The sequence below is a fragment of the Rhizorhapis sp. SPR117 genome (genome assembly GCF_021742065.1).
Window position 1 is genome coordinate 1 of record NZ_JAKKIE010000200.1, and the last position, 956, is coordinate 956.

Genomic DNA, 956 nt, shown 5'->3' on the forward strand with positions numbered 1-956 from the left:
AGACCGTATACGTTGACGCAGACTGATCAGAGCATCTCAAAATCTACCTTGCAAACGGGGCGGGCCATACGTTTTTTCAGCAAGCGGTTTTCGAGCGTCAGGTCGGCAACGCATTCCTTCAGGGCACGGGCTTCGCGGCGCAGATCCTGCACCTCGCCGGTGGTCGCGGCACGGGCAGTGTCGCCCGCCAGGCGGCGCTTGCCCGCTTCCATGAACTCCTTCGACCAGGTGTAGTACAGGCTCTGGGCGATGCCTTCCTTGCGGCACAGCTCGGCAATGCTGTCATCCCCGCGAAGGCCTTCGAGCACGATGCGGATCTTGTCCTCGGCAGAGAAGTGCCGCCGGGTCTGCCGCCGGATATCCTTCACCACCTGCTCCGCAGAGGCCTTCGACGGCGATTTTGAAATTTTGAATAGGAGGATTTGGGCTTCATCTTCGTTCCTTCGTCACTACGGCGAAGCCCAAATCCTCCTTAAATCACAACCTCAAATCTGTGCCATTGGTGCTGACGGCGGACAGCGCTGGATACCGTATCCGCATGGACCGGCTTCGTAGCAAATGTGGAGATCGACTCCCGGTCCACCGAGCTTGCCTAGCAGCTTCTTCAAGGCGCCGGCGTGTTCGCAATCACGCCATGCTCGCGAACCTCGGAGCGCTTGCCGTCCTCTGCAACCGCAACCGCTATCGTGTCCTTGTGGACGTCCAGACCCACATACTTCACCGACTGGCTCATCGCCTTCGCCTCCATGCAGGAGATCGCGCCAGACCAGCCCGGTGCGATCTCTGCCCTGCATATTACGAGGCGGGCTCGCCCAGCCTCAGGCGAACATGTGGTTTAGAAGTGAGCCTAAACCGCTGCCTGATGGCCGGCGGTTTAAATTGTCATGCGCGAGTATAGACTGGGTCGGTTTTGTCTTTTGTGCCGCGGACGTTCAAGGCCGCGAACATTCCCTCGT

2 pseudogenes are annotated in these 956 nt (G+C 59.2%); both read right to left on the bottom strand.

From position 1 onward, the window contains the following. Positions 1 to 59: 59 nt before the first annotated feature. Positions 60 to 407 (bottom strand): annotated as a pseudogene (locus tag L3X40_RS21940) (transposase); the annotation flags it as partial. Positions 408 to 518: 111 nt separating this feature from the next. Beyond that, positions 519 to 733 (bottom strand): annotated as a pseudogene (locus tag L3X40_RS21945) (IS110 family transposase); the annotation flags it as partial. Between the last annotated feature and the right edge of the window lie 223 nt (positions 734 to 956).